Source organism: Pseudomonas sp. SJZ080 (assembly GCF_007828295.1).
Taxonomy (GTDB): Bacteria; Pseudomonadota; Gammaproteobacteria; order Pseudomonadales; family Pseudomonadaceae; genus Aquipseudomonas; species Aquipseudomonas migulae_A.
The window spans coordinates 90,097-114,579 of record NZ_VIUK01000017.1; the positions used below are offsets into that span (position 1 = coordinate 90,097).

20 protein-coding genes are annotated in these 24,483 nt (G+C 59.1%); 13 read left to right on the forward strand and 7 right to left on the reverse strand.

Annotation, left to right across the window (positions count from 1 at the left end):
* Positions 1-32 precede the first annotated feature (32 nt).
* Positions 33-2,906, forward strand: a complete 2,874-nt coding sequence (gene gcvP, locus FBY04_RS21200) for an aminomethyl-transferring glycine dehydrogenase (RefSeq protein WP_145316709.1) — start codon at positions 33-35, stop codon at positions 2,904-2,906.
* 169 nt (positions 2,907-3,075) lie between these two features.
* On the opposite strand, the gene FBY04_RS21210 is transcribed toward gcvP, so the two are convergent.
* From FBY04_RS21210 to FBY04_RS21220, 3 genes are all read right to left on the reverse strand, one after another.
* Positions 3,076-3,393: a DUF2388 domain-containing protein gene (locus tag FBY04_RS21210; RefSeq protein WP_017341376.1), complete on the reverse strand. Its 318-nt coding sequence runs from the start codon at positions 3,391-3,393 to the stop codon at positions 3,076-3,078.
* Positions 3,394-3,854: 461 nt separating this feature from the next.
* A complete protein-coding gene (locus tag FBY04_RS21215; RefSeq protein ID WP_145316711.1) occupies positions 3,855-5,639 on the reverse strand; it encodes a GspE/PulE family protein in 1,785 nt (594 codons plus the stop codon).
* Positions 5,640-5,729: 90 nt separating this feature from the next.
* Complete coding sequence (locus FBY04_RS21220) at positions 5,730-6,068, reverse strand: hypothetical protein (RefSeq protein WP_145316713.1); 339 nt, start codon at positions 6,066-6,068, stop codon at positions 5,730-5,732.
* 126 nt (positions 6,069-6,194) lie between these two features.
* Between FBY04_RS21220 and FBY04_RS21225 the strand changes: the two genes are divergently transcribed.
* Entirely contained in the window at positions 6,195-6,659 is a 465-nt protein-coding gene (locus FBY04_RS21225; protein WP_008024235.1) for an Lrp/AsnC family transcriptional regulator, read from the forward strand.
* A 125-nt stretch (positions 6,660-6,784) separates the two neighbouring features.
* Here the strand turns inward: FBY04_RS21225 and FBY04_RS21230 are convergent, their stop codons facing one another.
* The gene (locus tag FBY04_RS21230; protein WP_084320333.1) at positions 6,785-8,152 is read right to left on the reverse strand and encodes an inorganic triphosphatase; all 1,368 of its coding nucleotides are present in this window, start codon (positions 8,150-8,152) and stop codon (positions 6,785-6,787) included.
* 156 nt (positions 8,153-8,308) lie between these two features.
* Between FBY04_RS21230 and argE the strand changes: the two genes are divergently transcribed.
* Positions 8,309-9,463 (forward strand): acetylornithine deacetylase, encoded by a 1,155-nt coding sequence (argE, locus tag FBY04_RS21235; protein WP_084320334.1) that lies wholly within the window; start codon positions 8,309-8,311, stop codon positions 9,461-9,463.
* Positions 9,464-9,700: 237 nt separating this feature from the next.
* On the forward strand, positions 9,701-10,999 hold the full coding sequence (gene argA, locus FBY04_RS21240; protein ID WP_017341369.1) for an amino-acid N-acetyltransferase: 1,299 nt from the start codon (positions 9,701-9,703) through the stop codon (positions 10,997-10,999).
* Positions 11,000-11,100: 101 nt separating this feature from the next.
* Here the strand turns inward: argA and tauA are convergent, their stop codons facing one another.
* Positions 11,101-12,090: a taurine ABC transporter substrate-binding protein gene (tauA, locus tag FBY04_RS21245; protein ID WP_145316714.1), complete on the reverse strand. Its 990-nt coding sequence runs from the start codon at positions 12,088-12,090 to the stop codon at positions 11,101-11,103.
* Between the two features lie 335 nt (positions 12,091-12,425).
* Between tauA and FBY04_RS21250 the strand changes: the two genes are divergently transcribed.
* The 9 genes from FBY04_RS21250 (at position 12,426) to FBY04_RS21290 (ending at position 21,850) form a co-directional block, all read left to right on the forward strand.
* Positions 12,426-13,772, forward strand: a complete 1,347-nt coding sequence (locus FBY04_RS21250) for an OprD family porin (protein WP_145316716.1) — start codon at positions 12,426-12,428, stop codon at positions 13,770-13,772.
* Positions 13,773-14,143: 371 nt separating this feature from the next.
* Complete coding sequence (locus FBY04_RS21255; protein WP_145316718.1) at positions 14,144-15,505, forward strand: OprD family porin; 1,362 nt, start codon at positions 14,144-14,146, stop codon at positions 15,503-15,505.
* A gap of 290 nt (positions 15,506-15,795) precedes the next feature.
* Positions 15,796-16,434 carry a peroxiredoxin gene (locus tag FBY04_RS21260; RefSeq protein WP_145316720.1) on the forward strand — a complete coding sequence of 213 codons (639 nt, stop codon included), beginning with the start codon at positions 15,796-15,798 and terminating at the stop codon, positions 16,432-16,434.
* Between the two features lie 749 nt (positions 16,435-17,183).
* The gene (gene ssuE / locus FBY04_RS21265; RefSeq protein ID WP_084320340.1) at positions 17,184-17,777 is read left to right on the forward strand and encodes an NADPH-dependent FMN reductase; all 594 of its coding nucleotides are present in this window, start codon (positions 17,184-17,186) and stop codon (positions 17,775-17,777) included.
* Positions 17,778-17,867: 90 nt separating this feature from the next.
* A complete protein-coding gene (locus FBY04_RS21270) occupies positions 17,868-18,833 on the forward strand; it encodes a sulfonate ABC transporter substrate-binding protein (protein WP_084320341.1) in 966 nt (321 codons plus the stop codon).
* Positions 18,834-18,858: 25 nt separating this feature from the next.
* The gene (gene ssuD / locus FBY04_RS21275; protein ID WP_145316722.1) at positions 18,859-20,007 is read left to right on the forward strand and encodes an FMNH2-dependent alkanesulfonate monooxygenase; all 1,149 of its coding nucleotides are present in this window, start codon (positions 18,859-18,861) and stop codon (positions 20,005-20,007) included.
* An 8-nt stretch (positions 20,008-20,015) separates the two neighbouring features.
* Complete coding sequence (ssuC, locus tag FBY04_RS21280; RefSeq protein ID WP_145316724.1) at positions 20,016-20,798, forward strand: aliphatic sulfonate ABC transporter permease SsuC; 783 nt, start codon at positions 20,016-20,018, stop codon at positions 20,796-20,798.
* Positions 20,795-21,601 carry an aliphatic sulfonates ABC transporter ATP-binding protein gene (gene ssuB / locus FBY04_RS21285; protein WP_084320345.1) on the forward strand — a complete coding sequence of 269 codons (807 nt, stop codon included), beginning with the start codon at positions 20,795-20,797 and terminating at the stop codon, positions 21,599-21,601. The genes ssuC and ssuB overlap by 4 nt, the downstream gene beginning before the upstream one ends.
* A 33-nt stretch (positions 21,602-21,634) precedes the next feature.
* A complete protein-coding gene (locus FBY04_RS21290; protein ID WP_003229256.1) occupies positions 21,635-21,850 on the forward strand; it encodes a molybdopterin-binding protein in 216 nt (71 codons plus the stop codon).
* Between the two features lie 203 nt (positions 21,851-22,053).
* On the opposite strand, the gene FBY04_RS21295 is transcribed toward FBY04_RS21290, so the two are convergent.
* Both FBY04_RS21295 and FBY04_RS21300 read right to left on the reverse strand, forming a co-directional pair.
* The gene (locus FBY04_RS21295; protein ID WP_084320347.1) at positions 22,054-22,692 is read right to left on the reverse strand and encodes a TetR/AcrR family transcriptional regulator; all 639 of its coding nucleotides are present in this window, start codon (positions 22,690-22,692) and stop codon (positions 22,054-22,056) included.
* Positions 22,693-22,831: 139 nt separating this feature from the next.
* Positions 22,832-24,208, reverse strand: a complete 1,377-nt coding sequence (locus tag FBY04_RS21300; protein ID WP_017341358.1) for a glutamine synthetase family protein — start codon at positions 24,206-24,208, stop codon at positions 22,832-22,834.
* Positions 24,209-24,483: the final 275 nt, after the last annotated feature.

Consider the following 24,483-nt stretch of genomic DNA (forward strand, 5'->3'; position numbering starts at 1 on the left):
GACGTTGAGCGCCAGTCAAGAGAGAGCCCGTCATGTCCCAGTTGCCGTCCCTGAGCCAGTTACGCGACCCCAATGCCTTCCTTCGCCGCCACCTCGGGCCTGATGCCGCCGAGCAGCAGGCGATGCTCGACAGCCTAGGCGTCGGCAGCCGCGTCGAGCTGATCGAGCAGACGGTGCCGCCGGGGATTCGCCTGAACCGGGCGCTCGACCTGCCGCCCGCCCTCGACGAAGAAGCCGCGCTGGCCAAACTGCGTGGTTACGCCGAGCAGAACCAGGTCTGGACCAGCCTGATCGGCATGGGTTACCACGGGACGATCACGCCCGCCGTTATCCTGCGCAACGTGTTGGAAAATCCCGGTTGGTACACCGCTTACACGCCGTATCAACCGGAAATTGCCCAAGGCCGACTCGAAGCGTTGCTGAATTTCCAGCAATTGACTATCGATCTGACTGGCCTGGAGCTGGCCAACGCCTCGCTGCTGGATGAAGCCACGGCGGCGGCAGAAGCCATGGCCCTGGCCAAGCGGGTCGCCAAGTCCAGGAGCAATCTGTTTTTTGTGGATGAGAATTGTCATCCGCAAACCATTTCCGTGGTGCAGACCCGTGCCGAAGGTTTCGGTTTCGAGCTTATCATCGACGCTGTGGATAACTTGAAACAGCACCAGGTGTTCGGCGCGCTGCTGCAATACCCCGACACCCACGGCGAGATTCGCGACCTGCGTCCGTTGATCGATCACCTGCATGCCCAACAAGCACTGGCCTGCGTCGCGACCGATCTGTTGAGCCTGTTGTTGCTGACGCCGCCAGGAGAGTTGGGCGCCGACGTGGTGTTCGGCTCATCCCAGCGATTCGGCGTGCCCATGGGCTACGGCGGACCGCACGCGGCTTTTTTTGCCAGTCGTGATGAATACAAGCGGGCGATTCCCGGGCGGATCATCGGCGTATCCAAAGATGCTCGCGGCAACACCGCTTTGCGTATGGCCCTGCAAACCCGTGAGCAACACATTCGCCGGGAGAAGGCCAATTCGAACATTTGCACCGCCCAGGTGCTGCTGGCCAACATTGCCAGTTTCTATGCGGTCTATCACGGGCCGGAAGGGCTGAAACGCATCGCCCAGCGGGTTCATCGACTGACGTGCATCCTCGCTGCAGGGTTGGAGCGCCACGGCATTCCGCGCCTCAACACGCACTTTTTCGACACTTTGACGCTGGAGGTGGGCGGCACCCAGACGGCGATCATCGAAAGCGCCCAGGCCGCGCAAATCAATTTGCGCATTCTCGGACGCGGTCAGTTGGGGCTGAGCCTCGACGAAACCTCTGACGAAAGCACTGTGGCGAAGCTGTTCGATGTATTCCTCGGTGCCGACCATGGACTGAATGTCGACGACCTCGACGCTGAAACGCTTCCTTCCGGCATCCCCGACGGACTGCAACGATCCTCGCCTTACCTGCGTCACCCGGTGTTCAGCGCACATCACAGCGAAACCGAGATGCTGCGTTACCTCAAGCAGCTCGAAAACAAGGACCTGGCCCTCAACCAGTCCATGATCCCGCTGGGCTCCTGCACCATGAAGCTCAATGCCACCAGCGAGATGATCCCCATCACCTGGCCGCAATTCGCCAACCTGCACCCGTTTGTGCCGAAGGAGCAGGCGACCGGTTATGCGCTGATGATTGAAGAGCTGGAGCGCTGGCTCTGCGCGATCACCGGTTTCGATGCGATCTGCATGCAGCCCAATTCCGGCGCCCAAGGCGAATACGCCGGGTTGCTGGCGATCCGCAAATATCACGAGAGTCGTCATCAGGGTGCGCGAGATATCTGCCTGATTCCGTCATCAGCCCACGGCACCAACCCGGCCTCGGCGCAAATGGCTGGAATGCGCGTGGTTATCGTCGAGTGTGACGAGGCAGGCAACGTCGATCTGGACGACCTGAAAGGCAAGGCTGCCGAGGCGGGCGATAAACTTGCCTGCCTGATGGCGACGTACCCATCGACCCACGGCGTTTACGAGGAAGGCATCAGTGAGATCTGTGAAGTTATCCACAGCCATGGCGGCCAGGTGTACATGGATGGCGCCAACCTCAATGCGCAAGTCGGGTTGGCGCGGCCGGCAGACATTGGTGCAGACGTTTCCCACATGAACCTGCACAAGACTTTTTGCATTCCCCATGGTGGTGGCGGGCCGGGGATGGGGCCGATTGGTGTGCGGGCGCATCTGGCGCCGTTCGTGGCCAATCACCCGGTGGTGGCGATTGAAGGGCCGCTGCCGCAGAACGGCGCAGTCAGCGCGGCGCCTTGGGGCAGCGCGAGCATACTGCCGATCAGCTGGATGTACATCGCCATGATGGGACCGCAACTGGCAGATGCCAGCGAGGTGGCGATCCTCGCTGCGAATTACCTGGCGCAACATTTGTCCGGTGCATTCCCGGTGCTCTACACCGGGCGCAACGAGCGGGTGGCTCACGAATGCATTCTCGACCTGCGGCCACTCAAGGCACTGACCGGCATCAGCGAAGAGGACGTGGCCAAGCGTCTGATGGACTATGGCTTCCATGCGCCGACCATGTCGTTTCCGGTGCCGGGGACCTTGATGGTCGAGCCGACCGAAAGTGAGTCGAAAGCTGAGCTCGACCGCTTTATCGGGGCGATGCTGAGCATTCGCGCAGAAATCACCGAGGTGCAGAACGGCAACTGGCCTGTCGAGGACAACCCGCTGAAACGGTCACCGCACACGCTGGCCGACATCACCGGGGTTTGGGAGCGGCCGTACAGTATCGAACAAGCGGTGACACCGGACGCGCACACCAAGGCGCACAAGTATTGGCCGGTGGTGAATCGGGTGGATAACGTTTACGGGGATCGGAACCTGTTTTGCGCGTGCGTGCCCGTGGACGATTACCGCTGAGGGCGACGCCGATCAAATGTGGGAGCGGGCTTGCTCGCGAAAGCGGTTTGACATTCAAAAATGATGTCGACTGGTACACCGCTTTCGCGAGCAAGCCCGCTCCCGCATTAAATCGGGTTCACAAAAAAATGCCGCTCATATGAGCGGCATTTTTGTTCAGCTGAAAAGCTTACTCGGAAGCGACGGCATTCTTCGCCAGGATCGCATTCGCCAGCTCCATGTCCGTGGCCTGCAGGCCAGGATTGTCGGCGCGGACCTTTTGCATCGCGGCTTCCAGATACGGGCCGCGGATGCCGCCGTCACTGGCAACAAAGCTGCCGGCATCGTCCTGTGCGGCAATGATCAGCTTGTGATCCTTGAACGTCAGGTAAGTCGAACCGGTGGTTGCACCGGACGAGATGACGTTACGCCAAAAGCTGTCGGCCATCGCCGAACCGACTGGAAGGGACAACACGGCGATGGTAGCGACAGCAAGTTTGAAACGCATGATGGGTGACTCCACTGGGTTAACTACGTGGGCTTTGATTGCCAATTACCCAATGGAGTTCCCGGATGGATCGTCAGCCCTGTCGCTCGCACAACTGTCCCTTGCCGGTGACTTGCTGAACACGTTGGAGCCAGCAGGTTTTGTTTGGCACCATGGCTGATTGTTTTCGATGCACGGATGCTTCCCTTGTCTATTGACGCACTGCTTTACGTCACCGTAATGAACATTTTGCTCCTTATGTTCATTGGCCTCCCCACGTTGTTGATTGGGCTATGCATTCCCGGCTGGCGTCGGCGGATGTTGCGCCAGCCTTGGCGTTTTGGTGCATTGGGGCTGGCGTGTCTCCTGGTGGTTGGCTTCACCGTTTACCGGAGTGTGTAAATTGCGCTGCTGCGCGGATCGCACGTTTCGTGCGGCTGGGTGGTTGGGCCTCACATCGATAAATACACCGCGCCGCGTAGCTACTTCTGCTCACTCTGCGGTGTCACCCGCAGCACCTCCTCGATCGTCGTCAGCCCCGCGGCGACTTTCTGCGCGCCCGACAGTCGCAGGCTGCGCATGCCTTCCTTGAACGCCTGACGCCGGATCGCCAGCAGATCGGTGTCGGGGTTGATCAGTGCTTTGAGGCCATCCGTCAGTTGCATGATTTCGTAGACCCCGGCGCGGCCGCGATAACCGGTGTCGCGGCATTCCAGGCAACCGATGGCGCGCTGGGCGTTGCCCGGTAGCGGTGCCTGCCAGGGTTTGGTCAGGGTTTGCCAGTCTTCTTCACTCAGTGTCAGTGGTGCCTTGCAGTGCGGGCACAACGTACGGACCAGTCGCTGCGCCATGACGCCAAGCACCGTCGCCTTGATCAGGTAATGCGGCACGCCGAGTTCCAGCAGGCGGCTGATGGCGCTGGGCGCGTCGTTGGTGTGCAACGTCGAGAGCACCAGGTGACCGGTGAGCGCGGCCTGGATTGCCATTTCAGCGGTTTCGAGATCACGGATCTCGCCGATCATGATGATGTCCGGGTCTTGTCGCATCAGTGCGCGCACACCGGCGGCGAAGGTCAGGTCGATGTTGTGCTGGACCTGCATCTGGTTGAACGCTGGCTCGACCATCTCGATCGGGTCTTCGATGGTGCAGAGGTTGACCTCCGGCGTCGCCAGTTTTTTCAGGGTGGTGTAGAGCGTGGTGGTCTTGCCCGAACCGGTCGGCCCGGTCACCAGAATGATGCCGTTGGGCTGAGTCGTCATGTCCTGCCAGCGGCGCAAATCATCGGCGGAAAAGCCCAGCTGATCGAAGTTCTTGAGCAGCACTTCCGGGTCGAAGATCCGCATGACCATTTTTTCGCCAAACGCCGTTGGCAACGTCGACAGTCGCAGCTCGACTTCGCCACCGTCCGGGGTTTTGGTTTTCACCCGGCCATCCTGGGGTTTGCGTTTTTCCGCGACATTCATCCGTCCCAGGCTCTTCAGGCGACTGACGATGGCCATGGTCACTTGCGGCGGGAATTGATAGACGTTGTGCAACACACCGTCGATGCGAAAGCGCACCGTGCCTTGCTCGCGACGGGGTTCTATGTGGATATCGCTGGCGCGCTGCTGGAAGGCGTATTGGAACAACCAGTCGACGATGTTGACGATGTGCGCGTCGTTGGCGTCCGGCTCCTGGTCGCTGGCGCCGAGGTTGAGCAGTTGTTCGAAGTTGCCCAGGGTGCTGGTCTGTTGATCGTTGTTGGTCGCGCCGCTGACCGATTTGGCCAGACGGAAAAACTCCACGCTGAAGCGCTGAATGTCTATCGGGTTGGCCACCACGCGCTTGATGGGCAGCTTCAGAACGTGGGTCAGGTCGGCTTCCCAGCCTTTGACGTAAGGCTGGGCGCTGGCCACGGTCACCGCGTCGCGATCAATGGACACCGCGAGAATCTTGTGGCGCTGGGCGAAGGCGTAGGACATCAGCGGCGTAATGGCCGCGACGTTGATTTTCAGCGGATCGATGCGCAAGTAGGGCTGGCCGGCCTGCTGCGACAGCCACAGGGTCAGGCTTTCCAGGTCAAGGTGTTTACCGGGACGACTGAGATCGTCCAGCTGCTGGCTGGCGATGAACTCCAGCGGGTGCATCTGGCCATGGGTGGCGTGACGACGGCGGGCGTTGAGCGCGTGCTCGGCCGAGTCCTGGCTGATAAAGCCCTGGGCGACCAGTTCGCGCAGCAAATCATTGAGATCCAGCCAGCGGTCCTGAATGGCAAGTTGAACGGACATGCGGGCTCCTCGTGAACAACAGTTCGCAAAGGATAGTCGTGGACCCGCTGACCGTTGGGCCACTACCCGACGAAGCCGTATCGGCTTTTTTCAGCCTGTCGCCTGAGTCGCGTCAACCCACGCAGAATCAGCCGCTTGCAGTTCAACCGAACAGACGCTGATCAGGTTACGTAATTTTTCCGCAATCACTTGCGCACGGTGCCAGCTCAGCCCGTCGATAACGATGTCGATCGACAGCAAATCGTCCATGCGCTGCACGTTGACCTGTTGCGGCGTCAGGCATTGCAACGCGAACAGGTTGAGCGCACGGCACAGCAGATCCGGTTCGGCCTCGGCCAGCAGTTGATAGTGGACGCCGCAGTGGACATTGCTGACGTTCCAGACATCGGCTCGGGTGGGCGGGGTGTTCACGGCTTCGAGATGCGGCATGATCGGTCTCCAAAATCAGTGGAGGAATTTTTACATTCGATGCCGGGTATTTCTTATCTATGATGGGGGTTATTGGCGATCTATCGAATCGTGTAATTCAACAAAATATCAATTACAGGTTTTTTTATGCAAAGCGAGCTGGATGGCTACGACCGCAAGATTCTCGCGTTGCTGCAAGAGGACGCTTCGCTCTCCAGCGCACAGATCGCCGAACAGGTGGGGCTTTCGCAATCGCCCTGCTGGCGGCGGATTCAGCGGATGAAGGAGGAGGGGATCATTCGTGGGCAGGTGACGCTGCTGGACCGGAAGAAGATCGGGCTTAACACGCAGATTTTTGCCGAGGTCAAACTCAACGCCCATGGACGCTCGAACTTCACCGAATTCACCGAGGCGATTCGCGGCTTTCCCGAGGTGCTGGAGTGTTATGTGCTGATGGGGTCGGTGGATTTCTTGCTGCGGATTGTGACAGCGGACATCGAGGCGTATGAGCGGTTTTTCTTCGAGAAGCTGTCGATGGTGCCGGGGATTCAGGAGGTGAACTCGATTGTGGCGTTGTCGGAGATCAAGTCGACCACCAGTTTGCCGGTCTAGGGTTTCGTGGTGAGTGTGCGGGCCTCTTCGCGAGCAAGCCCGCTCCCACATTTGATTTTCAGTGAACACAATCTCTGTGTACGACGAAGTCAAATGTGGGAGCGGGCGTGCTCGCGAAAGCGGTATTACATGCGCAGCAACATCTTCCAGGCACGATTCTGATAAACCGCAATCGCCTGCTGCTTGCGTGCATCCAGCGACTCATCGGTGATCGGCTCGTTCGCTAACAGAGCAAGCTGCTTCAACTCGCCGTACAGGCGATCCATTTCCGGGATCTCCAGCACGTGGCGGGCGTGGTGCAGCCAAGACTGGATGCGCTCGATGCGCGGCAGTTGCTCGGCCAGATCTTCCGGCTGCTGCTGGTAACGCTGCAATTGCAGTGATGTGGCTTCTTCACCCAACAGGCGTGGCAACCAGCTGCCCAACTGCGCAGCGCCCTGGCGATTGCCGCGAACATTGCGATCGGCCGCCCAGGTGCGGGCCAGCAACCAGCGCGAAGTGTTCAGCGAGAACTGGCCCCAGCGCGGGTCTTCGAGTTCTTCGAGGAACTGCTCCGGCGCGGCTTTACGCACGTCTTCGTCGTCCTGACCGGCTTGCACCAGTGGGCGCCAGTCTTCGAGCAACGCATCCAGCGCGAGGCGCAGGTCGTGTGTCGACTGACGCGGGGCGGCCTGGCCCAGGCTGCTCAGCAACGCGCGCAATTCAGCGAGGTTTTCGACCCAGTCCTGCAACAGGCGCCAATGGCCATTGAAGCGATATTGCTCGGCCAGGCGCTGGCTGCTGCTCAGCAAGTGCCAGCTCAGCGCGGCGAACGCGTCGTCCAGCGGTGTTTCGGCAGTGATTTGCGGCGCCGCCAGGCTCAGCGAGTAGCTGTTGGCGTCATACAAACGATAACCGCGCTCGGCCTTGCTGATGTCACAGGGCATCAGGGCCAGGGTTGCAGCCAGTTCGGCGGCCAGTTCCAGCAGCGCGGCCGGTTCGCCTTCGCGAAGCTCCAGCTCTAGTTCGCAGATTTCTTCTTTCTGTTTGCCGACGACAACGTGGCCCAGGTCCAGCGCGGCTTCGATCACCACTTTGGTCTTGCCACGGCCCCAGGCGATTTCGGCGCGTTCACGCACGAAGTCGGTGGTGAAAATCGGCTTGAGGGTTTTCTTGTCCAGCTCGGCCAACTCTTCAGGCCAGCATTCGCCGTCGAGTTTCTTCACGTCGAGCTTGGCTTTGGGCAGGTTCCAGTCGTATTCGTTACGCTCGGACAAACCGGCAACGCTCTGGCCACGGGTCTTGAGCGTCTGGATCACTTCTTCGCCATCGCGGCGCAGGCGCAGGGCAACCTTGGCGCGGGCCAGGTCACGCTCAGGCGTGTCGAAGTACTGGTTCATCAGTTCACGGCGTTCCCAGCCACTTTTGTTGCGTTTTTTCAGTAGCGGGTGCTCGCGCAGGGCGGCGAGGGTTTCGCGGCTGACGCGGAGTTTGATTTCGGTTTCTTTCTGCATGGCCGGAAAATCCAGGATCGGGAGCGCAGCCGGGGGAATGTGTGGCTGCCAAGGTCGTGCAGTGTACAGGACTGGCCGACACTCCGCGCCGCGACGGTTTATTCCTGTCGCCGGATGGTTCTATGATGGACTTCAATTCGCGAGTTGGAGTCAGCGATGTCTTTGCCGTCCATGAAAGATCAGTTCGCTGCGCTGATTGCCGCGCCGTCGGTCAGTTGTACCCAGGCCAGCCTCGATCAATCCAACCGTCCGGTGATTGATTTGCTGGCGACGTGGCTCGGCGACCTGGGGTTTGCCTGCGATATCCAGCAGGTCAGCCCCGGAAAATTCAATCTGCTGGCCAGTTTTGGTTCCGGCCCCGGTGGCCTGGTGCTGGCGGGGCATAGCGATACTGTGCCGTTCGATGGCGCGTTGTGGCAGACCGATCCGCTGAAGCTGACCGAGGTCGATGGCCGCTGGGTCGGTTTGGGCAGTTGCGACATGAAAGGTTTTTTCGCCCTGGCCATCGAAGCCGTCCTGCCCTTGCTCGACCGGCCGTTCAAGCAGCCGTTGCTGATTCTTGCCACCTGCGATGAAGAAAGTTCGATGTCCGGGGCTCGTGCCTTGGCCGAAGCAGGACGTCCATTGGGTCGGGCGGCGGTGATCGGCGAGCCGACCGGGTTGAAGCCGATCCGCATGCACAAAGGCATCATGATGGAACGCATCGACATCCTCGGTCAGAGCGGCCACTCCTCGGACCCGCGCCTCGGTCATAGCGCCCTCGAAGCCATGCACGATGCCATCGGCGAATTGCGTGGATTGCGTCTGCTGTGGCAACGCGAATACCGTAATCCGCAGTTCGGCGTACCGACGCCGACCATGAACTTCGGTTGCATCCATGGCGGGGATAACCCCAACCGCATCTGCGGTCAGTGCTCGCTGGAATTCGATCTGCGTCCGCTGCCGGGCATGGACCCCAAGGTGCTGCGTGCGGAGATTCTGAAGAAGCTCGACCCGATCGCCGAGCGCCATCAGGTAAAGATCGATTACGCGCCACTGTTCCCCGAAGTGCCGCCCTTCGAGCAGGACGAAGATGCCGAGTTGGTCCGCATTGCGGAAAAGCTCACCGGTCATCGCGCCGAAGCAGTGGCGTTTGGCACCGAAGCGCCTTATCTTCAGCGTCTTGGTTGCGAAACAGTGGTGTTGGGCCCGGGCGACATTGCCTGCGCGCACCAACCCGGGGAATACCTCGAAATGTCACGTTTGCAGCCTACCGTGCATCTATTAAGGCAGTTGATTGAACATTACTGCCTGACACCGGCCAAAATGTGACCTGTGTAGGAGCCGGCTTGCTGGCGATGAACGATAACGCGATTCACCTGATGGACCGCAGCGTCTGGATCGCCAGCAAGCCGGCTCCTACAGGTTACGTAAATAACCGATGTTTAAACCCGTATTCATGAGGAGAGCTCGCGTGTCGCCAAGCCTGTTCCGACGATAACCATCAGCCCGCTGTGCGTTTTCTGCTTCGCCCATTTTTTGGCTGCTATTTATTACAGGCCCAGGTTCATGCCCGAATACGTTAATTGGCTTCGTCACGCTTCGCCTTACATCAACGCCCACCGTGATTGCACCTTCGTCGTCATGCTGCCCGGTGACGGCGTGGAACATCCGAACTTCGGCAACATCGTTCACGACCTGGTGCTGCTGCACAGCCTCGGCGTGCGACTGGTGCTGGTTCACGGTTCCCGTCCGCAGATCGAAACCCGCCTGGCCGCGCGCGGCCTGACCCCGCATTACCACCATGGGATGCGCATCACCGATGCGGCGACCCTCGAGTGTGTGATCGATGCGGTCGGCCAGCTGCGCATTGCCATCGAAGCGCGGCTGTCGATGGACATGGCCTCGTCGCCGATGCAGGGCTCGCGCCTGCGGGTGGCCAGCGGCAATCTGGTGACCGCACGGCCGATCGGCGTACTCGAAGGCGTCGACTATCACCACACCGGCGAAGTGCGCCGGGTTGACCGCAAAGGCATCAATCGCCTGCTGGACGAGCGCTCCATCGTGCTGTTGTCGCCGTTGGGCTACTCGCCGACGGGTGAGATTTTCAACCTCGCGTGTGAAGACGTGGCGACCCGTGCGGCCATCGACCTGGGGGCCGATAAACTGCTGCTGTTCGGCGCCGACCTGGGGTTGATCGATGAAAACGGTCGTCTGGTTCGTGAACTGCGTCCGCAGCAAGTGCCGGCGCATTTGCAGCGTCTGGGCAATAACTATCAGGGCGAATTGCTGGATGCCGCGGCTGAAGCTTGCCGTGGCGGCGTGGCGCGCAGTCATATCGTCAGTTACGTCGAAGACGGTGCACTGCTGACCGAGCTGTTCACCCGTGACGGTGGCGGTACGCTGGTGGCGCAGGAGCAATTCGAGGTGGTGCGCGAGGCCGCGATTGAAGACGTCGGCGGTTTGCTGGACCTGATCAGCCCGCTGGAAGAGCAGGGAATTCTGGTGCGTCGTTCGCGCGAAGTGCTGGAGCGCGAGATCGAGCAGTTCAGCGTGGTCGAGCGCGAAGGCATGATCATCGCGTGCGCGGCGCTGTATCAGATTGCCGATTCGGATGCGGGGGAGCTGGCGTGCCTCGCGGTGAACCCGGAGTACCGCCATGGTGGTCGTGGGGATGAGCTGCTTGAGCGGATCGAAACCCGCGCCCGGGCTCAGGGGTTGAAGACTCTGTTCGTCCTCACCACCCGGACTGCCCACTGGTTCCGTGAGCGTGGTTTCGTGCCGAGCAGCGTCGAGCGTCTGCCATCGGCGCGGGCGTCGCTGTACAACTATCAGCGTAATTCGAAGATCTTCGAAAAAGCCCTGTAACCGTGTCGCGCCCATCGCCAGCAAGCCGGCTCCTACAGGATTCAGGTGATTCCTTGTAGGCGCCGGCTTGCTGGCGATCGGTTGCAAAGCAACCGCCCAAATTACTCGGTGACGAACTTCGCGCTGACATACGGCGAATAATCCGGCAGCACCGTCTCTACCTTGCCTTGCTCCTTCAAGAACTTCGCCGTCTCACCAATCGCCTTCGCCGTGCCGCCGTCCAGCAGCGCGGTGGTCTGTTGTGCCTTGGCGTCCGGGAAGGCCGAGCCGGCCAGCAGTTCCGGCACATCGGCGGCATTGGCACCGGTCAGTTTGGCGATTTTCTGCACCGGTACCGAATCAGCGGTCCAGCTGTCTTTATGCGCGGCGTAATCGGCGAAGGAGTCCAGGGTAACCTTGGCGAATTTGGCCACGACGTCCGGATGCTTCTCGGCGTAATCCTTGCGCGCAACCCAGACTTCGAAGGTCGGTGCGCCCCATTGGGCGACTTGGGCGGCGTCGGTCAAGGTCTTGCCTGTCTTGCGAATTTCCCCCAGCGCAGGCGACCAGACGAACGCGCCATCAATATCGCCGCGCTTCCAGGCGGCTGCAATTTCCGCCGGTTGCAGGTTCACCACTTTGACTTTCGAGGCGTCCAGGCCCCAGTGCTTCAAGGCACCGAGCAAGCTGTAGTGAGAGGTTGAAACGAACGGCGTGGCGAAGGTCTTGCCGATCAGATCTTCCGGTTTATCGATGCCGCTGCCATTGCGCACCACCAGGGCTTCAGCAGCGTTGATCTGGGCAGAAACGATGAACGCGACGATTGGCAAATTGCGCGAAGCGGCCGCAGCCAGCGGACTTGAACCGAGGTTGCCGATCTGCACATCACCCGAGGCAATCGCCGTCACCACTTCCGGGCCACTGTTGAAACGGCGCCAGTCGATTTTCTGGCCGATGGTTTTCTCGTAGAGGCCATCGGCTTGCGGGACTTTGCTGGGGTCTATGCCGGTTTGATAACCCACGGTGAGGTTCGCGGCATGGGCAGAAAAAGAAAATAATACCGATACACAAACTGTAACAATTGACTTGGATAGTGCGCGCTTGGTCGTCATGGCGTTGCCTTCGATGAGATTGAATGCGGATGCTTTAAATCTAATCGATCTAAAAAAATACAAATAAATACCTTTTGGGAATTAGCTTATGAAGCGTTTTTTCAATGAGCCAATTCCCAAAGGGTATGAAAAAGAAACGAACACTTCTTTTTAGGTTTATGACGCGCTCGTAAACCTGCATGGACCGAATTGGCGGGGGTTAGACCATGGTCGTAGACACACATAGTTACGATTGACTTGTGGGTCACGGTCTGGCGCTAATCGCCAATCCTAGGATCCCGGGCGTTTGACTCGGGGCCAGGACTACAAGAATTAGAAACGAGAGGAGCTTAACAATGAACAAGTCCACCTTGGCCTTGGCCGTGGCCGTAGGGGTTTTGGCGCAGCAGGCAGGCGCCGCCGGTTTCATCGAAGACAGCAAGGCATCCGTCAGTTCTCGCACGATGTATTACAACGCCGATGCCCGTGAGGGTGCTTCTACTCCTGCCAACAATCAGCGAGAAACTGCTCAGGGCTTCAAGTTCGATTACCTGTCCGGTTTTACCCAAGGCGTGGTGGGCTTTGGTTTTGACGCCCAGGCATTGGTGGGCATCCATCTGGACGGCGGTCGCGGTCATCACCCGGACAGCAACACATTCTTCCCCAGCGACACTGACGGCTCGGCATCTGACCCATGGAGCCGTGTAGCAGGTAACGTGAAGGCGCGCATCTCGAAAACCGAGGCCCATCTGGGTGGCGCGCTGCAACCCAACATGCCGATTCTGGTCGCGAACGACAGCCGTTTGCTTCCACAGACCTTTGAAGGTGGCACCATCACATCGAAGGAGATCGACAACTTTACGTTCAACCTGGGTCAACTTGAGCATGCAGCGGGTCGTGCCTCGTCCAACACCACCGGCCTGGCTGTCTCTACCATTGGCAATGCGAAAGAAAGCAACCAGTTCCGTTACGCCGGTGCTGACTGGAAGGTCACCAAAGACCTGACGCTGCAGTACTACCACGCGAATCTGGAAGACTATTACAAGCAAAACTTCTTCGGCCTCGTGCACGTCTTCCCGATCAGCAACAACCAGTCTTTCAAGACCGACCTGCGCTACTTTGACAGCAGTTCCGACGGCAAGAATGGTGATGCGGGTTATCGCTTCAACAACAACGGTGGTTATGCCAAGACGCCGGGCGAGGTTGATAACACGACCTGGAGCGCCATGTTCACCTACACCCTGGGTGGCAACGCCTTCCTGGTCGGTCACCAGCGTGTCAGCGATGACGGTGGTTTCGTTTATCTGAACCAGGGCAACGTGGTCGATGGCAATGGCCGCAATGAAGGCGCTGGCGGCTCGAGCTTCTACCTGTTCACCGACGCCATGATCAACGGCTTCGTGCGTGCCGGCGAGAACACCACTTTCGGCCAGTACACTTATGACTTCGCCTCTCTGGGGGTTCCGGGCTTGAAAGCCTCGGCTGCCTATCTGCGCGGCGAGAACATCAAAGCGGCCAACGGCATTGGTAAAGACCAGACCGAGTGGGAACGCGACCTGCGTGTGGATTACGTGATTCAAACGGGCGCCTTGAAAGGATTCGGGACAACGCTGCGTCACGGCACTTACCGTGGTGACACTCCCAACATTAACGCCCAGGACCAGACCCGTCTGATCTTCAACTACACCTACAGCTTCCTGTAAAAGCTTCGCAAGAAAGCCTCGCCGGTTGGCGGGGCTTTTTTTGCGTTTTTTTTCATATGCTAATTGGGTATTGCTTAGTAATTTATTATTCTTTTTAGCTTTTAAAATAAAGCCCTAAAGTGCATCCCGCCGGGGCCGATACCTTGTGTCCCGTAGCAATTAAAATGCTTTTTTTTATTCCAGAACGGCATGAAAAAAGAATGAGATGATTTTTTTACGTTTACCATGCCGGCCCATTCGCCGCCGTCGACCCTTGATTTAGACGCATCGGTCGATTGGCGCGCGGATAGCGGTCAGCGGTACACGCACATTTCAGGATCCAGGGCATTCGACTCAGGACCGAAAAAATTAGAAAAGAGAGGAGCGAAACAATGAACAAGTCCACCTTGGCCATGGCTGTGGCCGTAGGGGTTTTGGCGCAGCAGGCAAGCGCCGCCGGTTTCATCGAAGACAGCAAGGCTACCTTGGGGCTGCGTAACTTCTACATCAACACGGATAACCGTGACCACGCTGCCGCCACTGCGTCCGGCGTTCAGAGCAAAAACGAAGAATGGGGCCAAGGCTTCGATCTGCGCTTCACCTCCGGCTACACCCAAGGCACTGTCGGTTTCGGTATCGACGCTATCGGCCTGCTGGGCGTGCGTCTGGATTCCGGGGGCGGTACTAACGGCGCAACTGCAACTTCGTACGGCGGCACCGTTTTCCCAAGCAAATCCAACGGTGAAGCGGTTGATAACTTCTCCAGCCTGGGCCTGACTGCCAAAGCCAAGATCTCCCAGACCGAACTGAAGCTGGGTACCCTGCAGCCAAAACTGCCGGTTATCGTGACCAACGACGGTCGTTTGCTGCCGCAAACCTTCCAGGGTGGCCAGATCACTTCGAACGACATCAAGGACCTGACACTGGTCGGTGGTCAGATCGAGCACGCCAAGGGCCGTAACTCCAGCAACAACGAAGAGTTGTCGATTGCGGGTGCCAACGCTCACACCGCAGCCGGTCGTGACAGCAACAAGTTCATCTATGGTGGTGGTGATTACAAAATCACCAAAGACCTGACTGCCCAGTACTACTACGGCAATCTGGAAGATTTCTACAAGCAGCACTTCCTGGGTCTGGTGCACAACTGGGCAATCGGTCCGGGCGTGTTGAAGTCTGACTTCCGTTACTTCAACAGCTCCGATGACGGTGCCAACGGTCACGATTCGGCTTACTACACCACTGGTAATGACACTGGTTTCGCCAGTGGTAAAGGCAAGGTCGACAACAACCTGTACAGCGGCCTGTTCCTGTACACCGTTGCCGGTCACACCTTCGGCGGCGGCTATCAGGCCAGCAACGGTAACAGCGATTTCCCTTGGTTGAACCAGGGCGACGGCTCGTCGGCTTACATCACTACCGACATGCAGATTGCCAAGTTCGCCCGTGCCGGCGAACGCACCTGGCAAGCTCGCTACTCGTATGACTTCGCCAAAGTCGGCGTACCGGGCCTGACTGCCGGTGTGGTTTATCTGCGTGGCGACAACATCGACACCGTCGGTTCCAACGGTCGCGAGAACGGCTCCGACAGTTCCGAGTGGGAACGCGACCTGACCATCGGTTACGTCGTACCGGAAGGCCCGCTGAAGAACCTGGGCCTGATGTGGAAAAACGCTTCGTGGCGTAACGATGTTCCAGGTCAACGCGACCAGGACGAAAACCGCCTGATCGTCAGCTACTCGATCCCGCTGTTGTAATAGCGCTCGCGTAACCGCTGAAAAAAAGCCCCGCCCGGCATCACGCCGGGCGGGGCTTTTGCGTTTCCAGGGCGGGGTCACCCCCGTAATCCCGTCCTGGAACGCCCTTTGCAGCGACTCAAGGCCTTCTCGAACCTTGGAAGTGATAGTCGTCGCGATGGCTTTGAAGGTCCAGTGAACAGATCTTTAATATTCTTTTAAGATCTAATAATCGCGATATTTATTCTTTTTATAGAATCCCAAACACGAGCTACAGTTGAGTTCTACAACACACTCATCAGGAGCCCACCATGAGCATCAGACTCGGCGACATCGCCCCCGATTTCGAGCAGGATTCCAGCGCCGGCACCATCCGTTTCCATGAATGGCTGGGCGACAGCTGGGGCGTGCTGTTCTCCCACCCGGCAGACTTCACCCCGGTGTGCACCACCGAGCTGGGCTTCACCGCCAAGCTCAAGGACGAATTCACCCAGCGCGGCGTCAAGGCCATCGCGCTGTCCGTAGACCCGGTGGACTCGCACCACAAGTGGATCGAGGACATCAACGAAACCCAGAACACCGTCGTCAACTTCCCGATCCTGGCCGACGCTGACCGCAAGGTCTCGGACCTGTACGACCTGATCCACCCCAACGCCAACGACACCCTGACCGTGCGCTCGCTGTTCGTGATCGACCCGAACAAAAAGGTTCGGCTGACCATCACCTACCCGGCGAGCACTGGCCGTAATTTCCATGAAATCCTGCGGGTGATCGACTCGCTGCAACTCACCGACAACTACAAGGTGGCCACCCCGGCCAACTGGAAGGACGGTGAAGAAGTAGTGATCGTGCCGTCGCTGCAGGACCCGGAGGAAATCAAGAAACGCTTTCCAAAAGGTTATCGCGTGGTGAAGCCTTACCTGCGTTTGACGCCACAGCCGAACAAGTGACCCGATAGTTTTCGGGTGTGGCTGAAATCGCCTTCGCGAGCGAGCCCGCTCCCAAAGGTTGACCGCGATCTGATGTGGGAGCGGGCTTGCTCGCGAAGACGGCCTATCAGACACCACACGATTCAGATCCAACAGCATCCATAAAGCAGGGAATTTGAATCGCGCGGTGAAGCCTTACCTGCGTTTGACGCCGCAGCCGAACAAGTGACCCGATAGTTTTCGGGTGTGGCTGAAATCGCCTTCGCGAGCAAGCCCGCTCCCACAGGTTGACCGCGATCTAATGTGGGAGCGGGCTTGCTCGCGAAGACGGCATATCAAACACCAAACGATTCAGATCCAACAGCATCCATAAAGCAGGGAATTTGAATCGCGCGGTGAAGCCTTACCTGCGTTTGACGCCACAGCCGAACAAGTGACCCGATAGTTTTCGGGTGTGGCTGAAATCGCCTTCGCGAGCAAGCCCGCTCCCACAGGTTGACCGCGATCTGATGTGGGAGCGGGCTTGCTCGCGAAGACGGCTTATCAGACACCACACGATTCAGATCCAACGGCATCCATAAAGCAGGGGAATTTCAGGCCGTTTTCATGGCCTGTTTTTTTGCCCGGAAGAAAGGGTTTTGCATATCTCTTAAATGCATAACCAAATGAATAAATATGATTTAAAGATATATAAATCACCTGTTAAGGTCTCTCCATCGAAGCGAGATCGCACACGGCGAATCGCCAATACCGCTCAAGGAATCGTCTGAATGTTGGTCGTCTCACTTGGTGGCAGTCCCAGCCAACGCTCCCGTTCCGGGGTGCTGTTGGAGCGCTCCCAGCGCTGGTTGCAGGAGCAGGGTGTGGAAGTGGTGAGTTATCAGGTGCGGGACTTCCCGGCTGAAGACTTGCTGCACGCGCGATTCGATAGCCCGAAGGTGATCGACCTGCTGCAACAAATTGAAAACGCCGATGGCCTGCTGATCGCCACGCCGGTTTACAAGGCGTCGTTCTCCGGCGCACTGAAAACCGTGCTGGACCTGCTGCCCGAACGCGCCCTGGCGCACAAAGTGGTTTTGCCGATGGCCACCGGCGGCAGCATCGCTCACATGCTGGCGGTGGATTACGCGCTCAAGCCGGTGTTGTCGGCGTTGAAGGCCCAGGAAATGCTCCACGGAATTTTCGCTGTGGACAGCCAGATCGCTTACGGCGAAGGCAGCGCGCAAGCGCAACTGGCGCCAGAACTTGAAGAACGACTGAACGAATCCCTGGAGCTGTTTTTCAGCGCCATGGCCCGACGGCCGAAGCCGCTCGATCCGAACCTGTTGAACGAACGTCTGTTGAGTGCTCGCTGGAGCATTTAAGCCACACCTGAATTCTGAAGTACTCACCTTACTCAGCCGTCAACGGCCAAGCAGGTGCAGCCAAAACCCAACTGCAAAAAGGAGAGCGCTATGCGCACTGTCATTTTGCGTCGTGGTCTGGTCGCTCTGTTTGCTGCGGCTGTGTCCTTCGGCGCCATTACTCAAGCTCAAGCCGAGACCCTTCGAATCGGTTATCAGAAGTACGGCACGCTGGTGCTGCTCAAAGCCAAAGGCACCCTGGAAAAACGCCTCGCCGACCAAGGCGTGGACGTGCAATGGACTGAATTTCCCGGCGGCCCGCAGCTGCTCGAAGGTTTGAACGTCGGCTCCATCGATTTCGGTGTCACCGGTGAAACGCCTCCGGTATTTGCCCAAGCGGCGGGCGCCGATCTGCTCTACGTCGCCTACGAACCGCCAGCGCCGCACAGCGAAGCGATCCTGGTGCCGAAGGACTCGCCGATCAAATCGGTGAAGGACCTCAAGGGCAAGAAAGTCGTGCTCAACAAAGGCTCCAACGTTCACTACCTGCTGGTCCGCGCGCTCGAAGACGCCGGCCTCAAATACACCGACATCCAGACCGTTTTCCTGCCGCCGGCCGATGCCCGCGCCGCGTTCGAACGTGGCAGTGTCGATGCCTGGGTGATCTGGGATCCGTACCAGGCAGCCGCCGAACAGCAGTTGCAAGCGCACACCCTGCGCGATGGCCAGGGCATCGTCGACAACCACCAGTTCTACCTGGCGACCAAACCTTACGCACAGAAAAATCCTGAGGTGATCAAGACCCTCGTGGAAGAAGTGCGCGCCGTCGGCGAGTGGTCCAAGGCCAACCCGGAAGACGTGACCAAACAGGTTTCGCCTCTGCTCGGCCTGCCGGCGGACATCACCCTGACCTCGGTGAAACGCCAGGGCTACGGCGCACTGTTCCTGACCCCTGAAGTGGTCGCCGCCCAGCAGAAAATTGCCGACAGCTTCTTCCAGCTCAAGCTGATTCCGAAACAGCTGAGCATCAAAGACGTGATCTGGACGCCACCGGCAGCCGTTGCCAAAGCGCAGTAATTCGATTCCCCAAGGAGACCACTCCATGAGCCTCAATATCTTCTGGTTCCTGCCTACCCACGGCGACGGCCATTACCTTGGCACCGCCGAAGGCGCTCGCGCCGTCGACCACGGTTACCTGCAACAAGTCGCGCAAGCGGCGGATCGCCTGGGCTTCGGCGGGGTGCTGATTCCCACCGGCCGTTCGTGCGAAGACTCGTGGCTGGTGGCAGCGTCGCTGATCCCGGTGACCCAGCGTCTGAAATTCCTCGTCGCCCTGCGCCCCGGGATCATTTCCCCGTCGGTGGCAGCACGTCAGGCCGCCACGCTGGATCGTCTGTCCGGCGGTCGTGCGTTGTTCAACCTGGTGACGGGCGGTGATCCTGAAGAATTGGCCGGCGACGGGTTGTTCCTGACGCACGAAGAACGCTATCAAGCCTCGGTGGAGTTCACCCGCATCTGGCGTCGCGTGCTGGAAGGCGAAACCGTTGATTACGACGGTCAGCACATCAGCGTGAAGGGCGCCAAATTGCTCTATCCGCCGATCCAGCAACCGCGTCCGCCGCTGTACTTCGGCGGCTCTTCGGAAGCGGCGCAAGACCTTGCGGCAGAGCAAGTGGAAATGGTCCTGACCTGGGGCGAGCCACCAGCTGCTGTCGCTGAAAAAATCGAACAGGTTCGAGCCAAGGCCGCGAAGCTCGGCCGCACGGTGCGCTTCGGGATTCGCCTGCATGTGATCGTTCGTGAAACCAATGCTGAAGCCTGGGCCGCGGCAGACCGTCTGATCTCGCACCTGGACGACGACACCATCGCTCGCGCCCAGGCTTCCCTGGCGCGTTTCGATTCTGTCGGCCAGCAACGCATGGCGGCATTGCATGGTGGCAGCCGCGACAATCTGGAAGTCAGCCCAAACCTGTGGGCCGGTGTCGGTCTGGTGCGTGGCGGTGCCGGCACTGCACTGGTTGGCGATGGTCCGACCGTGGCCGCCCGCGTGAAGGAATACGCGGACCTGGGCATCGACACCTTCATCTTCTCTGGTTATCCGCATCTCGAAGAGTCCTACCGAGTCGCGGAATTGCTGTTCCCGCACCTCGACATCGAACGGCCGGAACTGCCCAAAGGTGCGAATTACGTCAGTCCGTTCGGCGAGATGGTCGCCAACGACATTCTTCCCAAAGCCGCGTCCCAGAGCTGAGGCGCACCATGAACAGAATCATCCATAACCTTGCGCCCTGGGCGTTGCCGATTTTGCTGGTGGCGGTGTGGCAGTTCTCGGTGTCGGCGGGCTGGTTGTCGACGCGGATTCTGCCGGCGCCGATCGCGGTGATCGAAGCCGGCGTGAGCCTGGTACGCAGCGGTGAAATCTGGACTCACCTGGCGATCAGCGGCTGGCGCGCAGCGCTGGGCTTCATCATCGGTGGTGGTATTGGCCTGGCTTTGGGCTTCATCACCGGCCTGTCGAAATGGGGTGAACGCCTGCTCGACAGTTCGGTGCAGATGATCCGTAACGTGCCGCACCTGGCGCTGATTCCACTGGTGATCCTGTGGTTCGGCATCGACGAGTCGGCGAAGATTTTTCTGGTGGCGTTGGGCACCTTGTTCCCGATCTACCTCAACACTTACCACGGCATTCGCAACGTCGACCCGGCGCTGGTGGAGATGGCGCGCAGTTATGGCCTGTCCGGTTTCAGCCTGTTCCGTCAGGTGATCCTGCCGGGGGCGTTGCCTTCGATTCTGGTCGGCGTGCGCTTCGCACTGGGCTTTATGTGGTTGACGCTGATCGTGGCGGAAACCATTTCCGCCAGCTCCGGCATTGGCTATCTGGCGATGAACGCCCGGGAGTTTTTGCAGACCGATGTGGTGGTGCTGGCGATCCTGATGTACGCGGTGCTCGGCAAACTCGCCGACCTTGCGGCCCGTGGACTTGAACGGGTGTGGTTGCGCTGGCATCCGGCGTATCAGGTTGCCAAGGGAGGTGCAGCATGACGGCTCAACAACCTCCACGCCTGCTGCGCGGGATTCCGCTGGTGGTGCGCAAGCTGCAAAAAACCTTCGGGGCGCGGCGGGTGCTGCGTGAGATCGATCTGCACATTCCGGCCGGCCAATTCGTCGCCGTGGTGGGGCGCAGCGGTTGCGGTAAAAGTACCTTGCTGCGCTTGCTCGCCGGTCTCGACAAACCCACGGGGGGTGAATTGCTCGCCGGTTCCGCACCGCTGAGCGATGCACGGGAAGACACCCGGCTGATGTTCCAGGAAGCGCGTTTGCTGCCATGGAAAAAGGTCATCGACAACGTCGGCCTCGGGCTCAAGGGCAACTGGCGTCCGCAAGCCTTGGAAGCGCTGGAGTCAGTCGGCCTGGCAGACCGCGCCAATGAATGGCCCGCGGCGCTGTCGGGTGGCCAGAAGCAACGGGTGGCGCTGGCCCGCGCGCTTATCCATCAACCGCGCTTGCTGTTGCTCGACGAACCGCTGGGCGCACTGGATGCCCTGACCCGAATTGAAATGCAGCAGCTGATCGAGCGGCTCTGGCAGCAGCACGGTTTTACCGTGTTGCTGGTGACCCACGATGTCAGCGAAGCGGTGGCGATTGCCGATCGGGTGATCCTGATCGAAGAGGGCGAAGTCGGCCTCGACCTGCACGTGGAACTGCCACGTCCTCGGGTTCGGGGTTCGCATCGGCTGGCGGCGCTGGAAACCGAAGTCCTCAATCGCGTCCTCGCGCTGCCCGGCGAACCGCCGGCACCGGAACCTGTTTCACCATTGCCTACGCAATTGCGTTGGGCTCAATAACTCAAGCCTCATCCAACGACAGGAATCAACATCATGACTATCAAGGCCATCAACGTTCGTAACCAGTTCAAAGGCTCGATCAAGGAAATCGTATTGGGCGACGTGCTGTCGGAGATCGACGTTCAGACCGCTTCCGGCATCGTCACTTCGGTGATCACCACCCGTTCGGTTAAGGAGCTGGAACTGGTGGTCGGCAGCGAAGTGATTGCGTTTGTGAAATCCACCGAGGTGTCGATCGCCAAGTTGTGATCGCGTGCAGTGCACACAACCCCGAAGGGCGTGAGCCCTTCGGGGTTTTTTATGCGTGTGAATCAGCCGGGTCGGCGGCGCGGCCATCGCGAGCAAGCCCGCTCCCACAGTTGATCTGCGCCGTACACAAATGCTGTGTTCACTGAGAATCAAATGTGGGGGCGGGCTTGCTCGCGAAGGGGCCAGCGAAGCCAGCAAGGAAATCAGCCTGGCAAAACACGCTTGGGCAGATAGGGCGGCAAATACAGTCCCAGGTAGGCATCAAACACCCGCATTCCTTCCTCGGCCATGCGTGGCGTGATCTGTCCGTGTTGTTGCACCGAGCGCGCATACACCCGATCACCCAACTCCATCGCCAGCGCAAACACATCAACGTCCGTCGGCAGCTTCGGCAATTCGAAGTGATGATCGAACAGTTTGTGCATCAGGTCGCCGAGTTCGATGTCGTGCTGACGGTCAGCCTGGGTAACTTCGGTCAGGCCGTGCTGGGCAAGAATGAGCTGTCGGGCGGCGGCGTCTTCGTCGTAGATCTCGAGCATGCGTTGTTCCACCAGCCGCGACAGGTCGCGCCAGCCGTCGAGGGCGTCGTGGTCGATGGGCGCTTGCAGGCACGCGCGGAACGCGGCGTGGACGTCGGCCGTCAGGGCTTCGAGCAGTGCCGGGACGCTGGCAAAGAAGTGGTAGACGGAGGAGGGCGGGATCTCCGCGCGTTCGGCGACGCTGTAGATCGACAGACTGGCCACACCTTCGGCTGCCAGCAACGTGCGGGCGGCATCGAGTATCGAATCGATCCGGGCCTGGCTGCGGGCGCGGGGTTTGCGAACGGTGGCGGTGCGCGTCATTGGAGTCTCCTGCGGGGCAGCGGGCATTGTACGCAGAGCGGGCAGATGTTCCATATCCCTCGCCACAGGGTTTGTGTTCAGCCATAAAAAAACGCCGCAGGCTTTTAACAGCCGGCGGCGTTGTTTTTGCTGCAACCGCTTACACGGTATGCAGATACCAGTTGTACTCAAGGTCGGAGATGGAGTGTTCGAACTCCTCCAGCTCGCTTTCCTTGCAGGCCACGAAGATATCGATGTATTTCGGATCGATGTACTTGGCCATGACTTCGCTGTCGTCCAGCTCGCGCAATGCATCACGCAGGTTGTTCGGCAGGCTTTGCTCGTTCTGCTCGTAGGAGTTGCCTTCCACGGGTGCGCCCGGCTCGATCTTGTTGGTCAGACCGTGGTGCACGCCTGCCAGGACCGAAGCCATCAGCAGATACGGGTTGGCATCGGCGCCCGCAACGCGGTGTTCGATACGCACGGCATCGGAAGAACCGGTCGGCACGCGAATCGCTACGGTGCGGTTGTCCAGGCCCCAGCACGGCGAGTTCGGCACGTAGAACTGTGCGCCGAAACGACGGTAGGAGTTGACGTTCGGGCAGAGGAAAGCCATCTGCGCCGGCAGGGTCTCGAGCACACCGCCGATCGCGTGACGCAGTGCGGCGTTCTGCTCGGGATCCTCGCTGGCAAAAATGTTTTTGCCATCTTTATCAAGAATCGAAATGTGTACGTGCAGACCGTTGCCCGCCTGGCCCGGGTAAGGCTTGGCCATGAAGGTGGTGTCCATCTCATGGTCGTAGGCGATGTTCTTGATCAGACGCTTGAGCAGGACCGCGTAGTCGCAGGCCTTGATCGGGTCGGCCACGTGGTGCAGGTTCACTTCGAACTGCGCCGGGGCACTTTCCTTGACGATCGCGTCGGCAGGGATGCCTTGCTCTTTCGCACCTTCCAGAATGTCCTGGAGGCAGTCGACATATTCGTCGAGGTCGTCGATCAGGTAGACCTGGGTCGAATGCGGGCGTTTGCCGGAAATCGGCGAACGTGGAGGTTGCGGACGACCGTTCACGTTTTCCTGGTCGATCAGGTAGAACTCAAGTTCAAAGGCGGCGCAGATGGTCAGGCCCATCTCGTCGAACTTGGTCACGACCTGGCGCAGGACTTCGCGAGGATCGGCAAAGAAAGGGTCACCTTCGAGTTCGTGCATGGTCATCAACAGTTGCGCGGTAGGGCGCTTCTGCCAGGGCTCATTGCACAGGGTGTCAGGGATTGGATAGCAGATTCGGTCAGCATCGCCGATGTCCAGGCCCAGGCCGGTGCTTTCCACCGTCGAGCCATTGATATCCAGAGCAAATAGGGAGGCCGGCAGGTTGATGCCTTTCTCGTAAACCTTGTGGAGACTGGTGCGTTCAATGCGCTTGCCGCGCACCACACCATTCATATCCGCAATCAGAAGGTCAACGTACAGAACCTCAGGATGTTCCTTAAGGAACGCGTTCGCTTCGTTAAGCTGAACGGCACGCGGGGGTACCGACATGATGCAACACCTTTGTTGTTAAAAATATCAATCATTGATCTCTTCGGGTTTCAGTCAACCCGAACGGCATGCCGAAGTCAAGCGAGGCCTTTTTTGCCCTAAAAAAGCGCCCGTGAGGCTTTTTTGAGGCACTTTGGGGCGTTTTTATGCCTTTGAGTGCTTTGCCGTCCGCGGGCTTGAGCGGGCCGTGTTGTATTTTTTACGGGGGTGTTGTGTAAAAAAATGAACAAGGCTAAGCTCGATTCAAACCCATAACAGCAATAATACCGGGGTGC